Source organism: Bacillota bacterium (assembly GCA_040755295.1).
GTDB lineage: Bacteria > Bacillota > Desulfotomaculia > Desulfotomaculales > Ammonificaceae > SURF-55.
In genome coordinates, this window is the sequence record JBFMBK010000016.1 from 51671 (window position 1) to 60154 (window position 8484).

Here is an 8484-nt window from a genome sequence, read left to right on the forward strand (position 1 = left end):
TAGCGGTCAATTCGTATTTTTATCTTTAAGGTAACTCTTTCTGAGTTGACCGCAGGCGGCAGAAATTCTGCTTCCCACCTCGCGGCGGACGGTTACGGCAATACGGTTACGCGCAAGAACCGATTCAAAAGCAGCCACCTGCTCCGGAGTAGGCGCTTTAAAGCGGCGTTCCACCACCCGGTTTAACGGGATAAGGTTTACGTGGCAGAGAAGTCCCTGCAAGAGATTCGCAAGCTCTACGGCCTCATCCTTACCGTCGTTCACTCCGGATACAAGTGTGTATTCGAACGTAACCCTCCGTCCCGTAATATCGGTAAATGCGCGGCAGGCCGGAATTAACGCCTTAAGCGGATAACGGCGGTTTACGGGTAAAAGCCGGCTGCGCAAATCATCGTTCGGGGCGTGAAGCGAAACAGCAAGTCCCACCTGAAGCCCCAGGCCGGCAAGCGCGTATATGCCGGGAATAACGCCGCAGGTGGAAACCGTAATGTGTCGGGCGCCGATCCCGAGCCCCACCGGGTCGGTTATATTCTTAAGGAAACGGATTGTGTTTTCAAGGTTGTCAAAAGGCTCCCCCGTTCCCATCAATACTACATGACTGACACGCGTTCCGGTATTTTTCTGCACGAATAAAACCTGATCATAAATCTCACCCGCGGTAAGATTCCTGTTGAGACCGCCGATTGCCGAGGCACAAAAACCGCAACCCATTCGGCATCCCGCCTGCGTTGAAACGCACACAGTCCGGCCCCACGGGCGGTGCATAAACACTGTTTCCACCGTTTCACCGTCATCAAATCCTAAAAGGTATTTTATGGTCATGCCGTCCGTGGATACACTACTTCTGAGAATTTCAGGTACGGATAATGTTGCGGCTGTCGTGAGGCGCTGTCTGAACCGTAGAGGCAGATTCGTCATGGCGTCGAAAGCCGCAACACCTTTTACAAAGATCCAGTCAATAACCTGATGCGCCCTAAAGCGCGGTTCTCCTAGACTATTAATGAACGATTCGACTTCCTCAAAAGACAGTTCCTTTATGTTCACCTATACATTTTACTTCCTTTTGTGAATATGTAAAAGAGACCAATTATAACCGTTTCCTCGAAGAAAACATAGACCGGACGGCGTAAAACACCGGTACTCAAGCATCACGCTTTTTAATATAGTCTTAATGATAATTATTCGCGAAGAACCGCTGGAAACCCTTCCGGCGCAGTCTGGCAATAAAGAAGCCGTCCATCCACTGGTAAGGCATGATTTGGACATAACCTTCGCTTAAGGTGCCATCGGTGTCCAGTTCGGCCGACAGGAAGGGCCGAAGGTCTTCGAGAATGAAATCGGGATTTTGCGCCGAAAAATCCGTGATCTGTGATAAGTTTTCCCTGTCACTTATGGTGCATGTGCTGTACACCAAAACCCCTTGCGGTCGAACGCACGCGGCCGCACACTGAAGTATGTCCTTCTGAAGCGCCGCAATCCGCGGTATGTCGTCAGGCACTTTACGCCACCTGATGTCGGGTTTGCGACGGAGAACACCCAGGCCGGAGCAGGGAGCATCCACAAGGACAAAGTCCGCGGTCCCTTTGAACCGTTCTTGAAGTTCACGTGCGTCGCACAGCAGTGTGTCTATGCTATTAATGCGGAGCCGCCGGTAGTTATCGGTAACCAGCGCGAGACGGTGCGCGTGGGTATCAGCCGTTATAATCCTTCCGGTGTCACCCATCAGTTCCGCGATGTGCGTGGCTTTACCCCCGGGAGCGCCGCAGGCGTCCAGAACAAGGGCGCCCGGAGACGGGCTTAAGGCATGTGCGGCCAGCATGGAACTTTCGTCCTGAACGAAGAATAATCCTTTGCGGAAGGACTCCAACGATGAAATGCTTTTAAACCCTTGAACCGAAATCCCTTCAGGGGCGTAGGACGTCGGTGTTACCGTTAACCCTTCTTCATTTTGCAAGGATTCTAGAAGAGCTTCTCTCGACGTGTGAAGGAGATTGGTGCGAATCGTGACGGCCGGCGGTAGGTTATCCGCCTTACAAGCGCGTATGGTTTTTTCGATCCCCAACTCCTTGAGCCACAACTCAACAAGCCAGGGGGGGTGAGAATAAGTCAGGGCGATGTGTTCTACCGGGTCGTCGTTTAGTTCAGGGAAGTGCGTATTTCCTTTTTCCCTTACGACATGGCGCAAAACGGCGTTTATAAAACCTGCTTGGCGCGGAGAGTATTTCTTGCCCAAATTCACGGCTTCGTTACACGCGGCGGCTTCGGGGATACGCTCAAGGTATAATATCTGATAGACCGCTGTCCGCAATATGTTGCGCACCCATGCGTTCTGTTCACCGAGCGGTTTCTTAACGTATTTGTTCAGTATCCAGTCGATGGTGTTGAGCCGCCGGAGGGTGCCGTAGCACAACTCGGTCAACAGCGCCCGCTCGGGCCCTTCCGGACGGTATTTCTCCATTATGCCGCCGACGGCGATGTTTGCGTATGCGTCGTTGGTTTCTGCGGCGTGTAACGCTCTTACTGCAAGCTCCCGTGCGGAATATGCCAAACTAATCCCCTTTTTATTCGCTTTTAGGGCCTTTGACGCAATGTTCTACGCAAGATGGCAAGAAAAATTAACCACAGAGACACAGAGCACACGGAGGGGAAAAGACGGAAATATGGGTATTCATTTTTGTTATTTAGTCTTGATATTCCTGTTCTCTGTGAACTCTGTGCCTCTGTGGCGACCCAGCACTCAACTTGCTGATCTTAAGACGCGTTCTAAGTCGCATTGTATATAACGATGCAAAGAAGTTATAACATGCCATTGAGTGCTGGGTGGTTCCGGCTTGTCCGGGTTAAAATACATCTCAAATGTCGTCGGATTATTCTCCCAGGATCGTTCCCGCGGGCAGCGGGTGGCCGCGTAGGAACACCGCTGCGGGTAACCGGCGGCTTCCTGCGGCCTGCAACTCCTGAAGCAGTACCGCACCCGTTCCGGCCTGGACTATTATCCCCTCTGCATTGCTTCCGATGACTTCTCCGGGTAACCCCCGAAGGGTGCCTTCCCCCGTCCATTCTTTTGCCCGCCATATTTTAAGGAGTTTTACATTTAAAAAGGTGCGTGCTCCGGGCGATGGGTCCAGGGCACGAATCCGGTCGCAGATGGCTTTGGCGTCTGCCGTCCAGGATATCTTCTCGTCCGACTTGGTAAGGGGAGGAGCCTGAACGAACTCCCCGTGCTCCTGCGGTCTGCGGGAAAGGGTACCTTTCTGCAAAAGCGAAAGGGTTTCAATCAACAGCTCGGCGCCGATCTCAGAAAGTTTTGTGTACAGGGTGCCGAAGTTGTCCGTGTCGGTAATAGGTATCGCCTTCTGGAGCAGAATATCGCCCGTATCCAGCCCTTCGTCCATTAACATTGTCGTGACCCCTGTTTCTTCTTCGCCTTTCAACAGCGCCCATTGTATCGGCGCCGCCCCTCTGTACTTGGGGAGCAGCGAGGCGTGAATATTTATACAGCCGTTGGACGGTATCGAAAGAATTTCTCTGGGGAGTATCTTTCCGTAAGCCGCTACGATAATCGCTTCCGGGGACGCATCGCGGATACGGGCGATCGATTCCTGTTCCTTCACACGAATCGGTTGGAAAACGGTCATTCCGTGAGTAAGTGCGACATCCTTAACCGGCGGCGGGGACACCACCCCACCCCGGCCCCTCGGCCTGTCGGGCTGGGTGACTACCAGTGCGACCTGATGGCCGGTGTTAATTAATGCTTCAAGGGCCGGAACCGCGAAGACCGGTGTACCCATGAAAACAATTCGCGTAACTAATCACCCTTTCGCATCACATTGGCGTAACCACTATCCCTCGTCGCGCACGATTTTAAGTGCCCGGTCGATGAAAAGAACACCATCGAGGTGGTCGATCTCGTGCTGCAGCGCCCTTGCAAAATAATCCTTCGCGTCGATTTCCACTGTTTCACCGTGACGGTTCATCGCTCTGACCTTCACATAGCTTGCTCTTCTTACCTCGCCCCATATTCCCGGAAGGCTTAAACATCCTTCCCGGTCAGTGACGTTTCCCTTGGCGGTAAGGATTTCCGGATTTATTAACTCGTGTAAACCGTGTCCGGCGTCCACCACGATCACACGTTTCGGAACGCCGACCTGCGGCGCCGCCAAGCCCAAACCGCTGGCGGAATGCATAGTTTCGGTCATGTCGTCAATAAGACGAAGCACCGCCGGGGTGATTTTCATAACCGGCCGCGCTTTTTCCCGTAAAACCGGATCTCCGACCTGTACAATCCTAAAGACAGCCATCCTTTCTCTCCTTCGGAAATAGTGCTTCTTTCGGTGGGCGCAGCGATGAGTAACGCATTGCTGCCAACTGCGAGGTGGGGAGGTGGGGGGTTAGAGGTTAGATGCTTGTGGGGATTCGCTTATAAGCGAATCCTTCCGAGAACTTCCAACTTCTCACTTCACACTTCCCGATCGTCCCGGTTCGTCTCCGTCGCTCTTCCTTGCTCTGCTTGCTTCTCACGGCGTTTCGTTTATGTCATACTACTGCAGCTAAGCAACACGCTTACGGGTCATTTTCGTGGTGCCGCCGAATGCGGCATCGGCGACTCCCTCAACAAATCTTTTCCTTTTGGTCTGATTATAATAATTATAAGGCTGCCGGCAACAAAACTTGCGGCGGGCAAACGTTTATTAATAAACACTATACTAAACTCTGAGGGTCGACGTCGACAGTTAACTTGATGTTTTTATGAGGGGTCATCCCTTCCAGAACATCGCGGCAGATCCGGCGCAAGGCCTCTCCGCGTTTCCCTTTTAGAATAATATGCCACCGATAACGGCCTTTTAATTTACTAAAGGGGCACGGCGCCGGTCCAAGCACTACAAACTCACCTTCTGTGGTTGATTTTGCCAGGGAGGCGAATTCCCCGGCCTGCGAGACAACAGCATCTTCGGAAAGGCCGGAGACAAGAACCCGCAGCAACGAGGTGTAAGGAGGATAACCAAAACGTCTCCGGAAGTCGAGTTCTTTGCGGGCGAAGGCCGAGTAGTCCTGGCGGGAACTTAGCTGTACGGCGTAATGCTCCGGACAGTGGGACTGAATAACAACTTCGCCCGGCAGTTCGCCCCGTCCGGCACGTCCTGCTACCTGGTATAAAAGTTGAAAGGTTCGCTCGGCCGCCCGAAAGTCAGGCAGCAAAAGTGAGGTGTCGGCGTTGATTACACCGACAAGCGTCACCCCAGGAATATCCAGGCCTTTTGCAACCATCTGGGTGCCGATTAGGATATCCACGTCCCTGGCCATAAATGCATCGAGAATTGAAGCGTGGCTGCCCCGGCGGGCCGTCGTTTCCGCATCCATTCTCAAAACGCGGGCATTCGGATAAAAGCCGCGCACCTCTTCCTCCACCCGCTGCGTGCCGGACCCGAATTGTTCCAACCGGCTGTCGCAAACCGGACATCTGCCGGGGTGACGTGTCCTGTGGTGGCAGTAGTGGCAGAGGAGCGTTTCCGGCTGATGATAGGTTAACGCTATGTCACAGTTCGGACAGCGGATGATGTTCCCGCATGTCCGGCAAAGGACGAATGACGCAAACCCACGTCTGTTCAAAAAAAGCAGGACCTGTTCCTTCTTGCGAAGCTTTTGCGAGATGCGTTCGGCGAGCATTCTGCTCAATACGCTGGGGTTTCCGACCCGGAACTCTTCGCGAAGGTCCACGACCTTAATATCCGGCAGCTTGCAGCCGTCGATCCTGTTGGGAAGGGCAAGGCATCGGTACCGGTTGTTTAAAGTACGGGCATATGACTCTAGAGCCGGTGTGGCGCTTCCGAGAACCACAACCGCTTTTTCAAGGGCTCCCCGGGCGACGGCAACCTCCCGGGCGTGATAGCGCGGCGCCTGTTCTTGTTTATAGGCGGGCTCGTGTTCTTCGTCAACAACAATAAGGCCCAGATTACCGGTGGGAGCGAAAATCGCCGACCTTGCCCCCAACACTATCTGAGCCTTGCCGGATTGTACGCGTTCCCACTCGTTGTGACGCTGTTGCCGGCTCATGTTGCTGTGGATTACTGCCACCTTGTTCCCGAAGCGGGACTTGAAATGGAGTACCATCTGGTGCGCGAGTGCGATTTCAGGGACGAGAATAATAGACTGAGTTCCGGAGGCTAAAGCGGCGGCAGCGGCGTGAAGGTAAATCTCTGTTTTCCCGCTCCCCGTGACGCCGTGAATAAGAAACACCCGTTGCTCCCGGTTCCGGATCGATCTCAGTACCTCTTCGAAGGCTGATTGTTGCTCCGGATTAAGCACGGGCGGCTTGGAGTCGTCAACGGCTACCTTTCCATAAGGTGTTTCCGATAAGGGTACCGTTGTGGTTGTTACGTAACCTTTTTTTATCAACGTGTTTAACGTTGCGGCGCCAACACCGGCCTCGCGTAATAATACGGGTCTGGCGATACCGGGATGAGCGGCGATTACGTTGAGTGCCCTTACCTGGGCCGGAGCTTTTAATGATTCGAGCTGCGTCAGTATGACTGAAGCATCTCCCTCCGGCCAGAGGCAGTGCTGGTCGCGCCTTGTTTTGTTCCCGACCGGCCCGTAAAGAACGGACAGGGCTTCGCGGTAAGTACACAGGTAGCGCGACGCAATCCACCTTGCCAGTTTAATCAAAACCGGTGGCACGGAAGGCGTTTCTTCGTCCAAAGAAAGAATTTCTTTGAGATCGATATTCGGAGAGGCTTCGTCACCCGTCGCGAGAACGCAACCGGTGACCTTTTGCCTTCCAAAAGGAACAACGACCCGCGAACCAGGCACTATCACTTCGATTAAATTTTCGGGGATTGCGTACGTAAAAACCCGGTCGAGGCCGCGCAGAGGCCGGTTTATAATTACCTGAGCTACAATCGTCTTGTTCAAGAATTGTTTTTTCCTTCCTGCGAGGAGTGTGCCGCACCTCGAACACCATGCTGTAACATGGATGGCTCCAGTTCCGGGAGGACCGGAGGTAAGGTGATGCCGGAAGATATGGAAGGGGTTTTTGGAAACCGCCGGCCGCCGGTTTTATCGCGGTAATTAATCGTATTGCAGGAGATCAAGGATTACATCGAGCAAGCGGTGGGCAACCGAAAGCTTGTCCATCATCGGCAGTTCAATAAACCTTCCGTCGCGGAAAACCAGACCGACGGCATTGGTGTCCGTTTCAAACCCCGCACCCTCCCGTCCTATATCGTTAGCAACGATGAGATCAAGATTTTTGGCCTGAAGTTTTGTACGGGCATGATCCAGCACGTTTTCGGTTTCGGCGGCAAAGCCGACCAGAATCTGCTGATTTTTGTGACTGCCGAGTTCCATAAGGATATCCGGGTTCGGCGTAAACTTCACCGTAAGCTCCGCGTTTTCTTTCTTGATTTTCCGCTTTGATAGACTTGCAGGACGATAATCACTGACGGCAGCGCACATTATAACGATTTGTGACGCATCAAAATGCGAAAGCACCGCTTCTCTCATTTCAAAAGCGGTGTTTATCCCTATAAAAGATACCCCGGAAGGCTTTTCGATGCTGGTAGGGCCGCTGACCAAAACAACACGGGCACCTCTGTCGCGGGCTGCCCGTGCTATGGCGTATCCCATCTTGCCGGAACTCCGGTTGGTGATGTACCGCACCGGGTCCAGGTGTTCGCGGGTCGGCCCCGCCGTAACCAGGAATTTTAATCCCTTAAGGTCCTTGGGCGCAAGAACGCCGCGGATGGTCTCCAGTACGGTCGTTGCCGGAGCCAGGCGTCCGGTCCCGGCTTTACCACAGGCCAGGCGGCCTGTTTCAGGAGGAACAAAAACATAACCGCGTTCCTCAAGTTTTTTGATATTCTCCTGAAGAACCGGATTCTCATACATTCGGGAATTCATTGCCGGACAAAGGATTACGGGGCTCTTAAAGGCCAGAAGAAGCGTCGTTAGGAGGTCCGGCCCGAGTCCGCAGGCGGCCTGTCCGATAACGTTTGCCGTCGCCGGGTAGACAACCAAGAGGTCGCTTTCGGACAGGGTGATATGCGGCAGTGGGTTCTTCCCGCCGAACAGGCCGGTGAAAACACTTTGCCCGGTGAGGGTTTCGAAAACCAGGGGCCGAATGAACTCACGGGCGGCATCCGTCATAACAACCGGCACCGTTGCCCCTTCATCGCGCAGGCGTGAAACGAGTTCAGCCGCCTTGTAAGCCCCGATACCGCCGGTTACGCCGACAACGATTTTCATCCCGTTAAGCACGACTACCACCCTGTCGAGATATTTATGTGTTTACAACGAATTAAGATTTTGAGCACTGAGAAACAGAATCGATTTTCACTGGGCTTGCTTGGGACCTCGTTTGGGAGGACCGCACTTCACCTTACCGGTCGTTAGATCTTCAAACGCTTGCGACACCGGCTTTTGCTGTTCATCAATTAAGCCGGCGTTTACTTTTTCCGTAAGAATACGGGCATACTTTGCCGCTAC

At 53.3% G+C, this 8484-nt stretch carries 6 protein-coding genes; all 6 read right to left on the reverse strand.

Features of this window, described 5'->3' with window-relative positions:
* Positions 1 to 6: 6 nt before the first annotated feature.
* The 6 genes from rlmN to coaBC all read right to left on the reverse strand — a co-directional run bounded on the left by rlmN (position 7) and on the right by coaBC (position 8256).
* Positions 7 to 1044: a 23S rRNA (adenine(2503)-C(2))-methyltransferase RlmN gene (gene rlmN, locus AB1500_11110; protein MEW6183699.1), complete on the reverse strand. Its 1038-nt coding sequence runs from the start codon at positions 1042 to 1044 to the stop codon at positions 7 to 9.
* A gap of 124 nt (positions 1045 to 1168) precedes the next feature.
* Entirely contained in the window at positions 1169 to 2548 is a 1380-nt protein-coding gene (gene rsmB / locus AB1500_11115) for a 16S rRNA (cytosine(967)-C(5))-methyltransferase RsmB (protein MEW6183700.1), read from the reverse strand.
* A 319-nt stretch (positions 2549 to 2867) separates the two neighbouring features.
* Positions 2868 to 3800, reverse strand: coding sequence for a methionyl-tRNA formyltransferase (fmt, locus tag AB1500_11120; GenBank protein MEW6183701.1), 933 nt, complete (start codon positions 3798 to 3800; stop codon positions 2868 to 2870).
* Between the two features lie 42 nt (positions 3801 to 3842).
* Positions 3843 to 4301: a peptide deformylase gene (gene def / locus AB1500_11125; GenBank protein MEW6183702.1), complete on the reverse strand. Its 459-nt coding sequence runs from the start codon at positions 4299 to 4301 to the stop codon at positions 3843 to 3845.
* Between the two features lie 400 nt (positions 4302 to 4701).
* On the reverse strand, positions 4702 to 6912 hold the full coding sequence (gene priA / locus AB1500_11130; protein ID MEW6183703.1) for a primosomal protein N': 2211 nt from the start codon (positions 6910 to 6912) through the stop codon (positions 4702 to 4704).
* 156 nt (positions 6913 to 7068) lie between these two features.
* The gene (coaBC, locus tag AB1500_11135; protein ID MEW6183704.1) at positions 7069 to 8256 is read right to left on the reverse strand and encodes a bifunctional phosphopantothenoylcysteine decarboxylase/phosphopantothenate--cysteine ligase CoaBC; all 1188 of its coding nucleotides are present in this window, start codon (positions 8254 to 8256) and stop codon (positions 7069 to 7071) included.
* Positions 8257 to 8484: the final 228 nt, after the last annotated feature.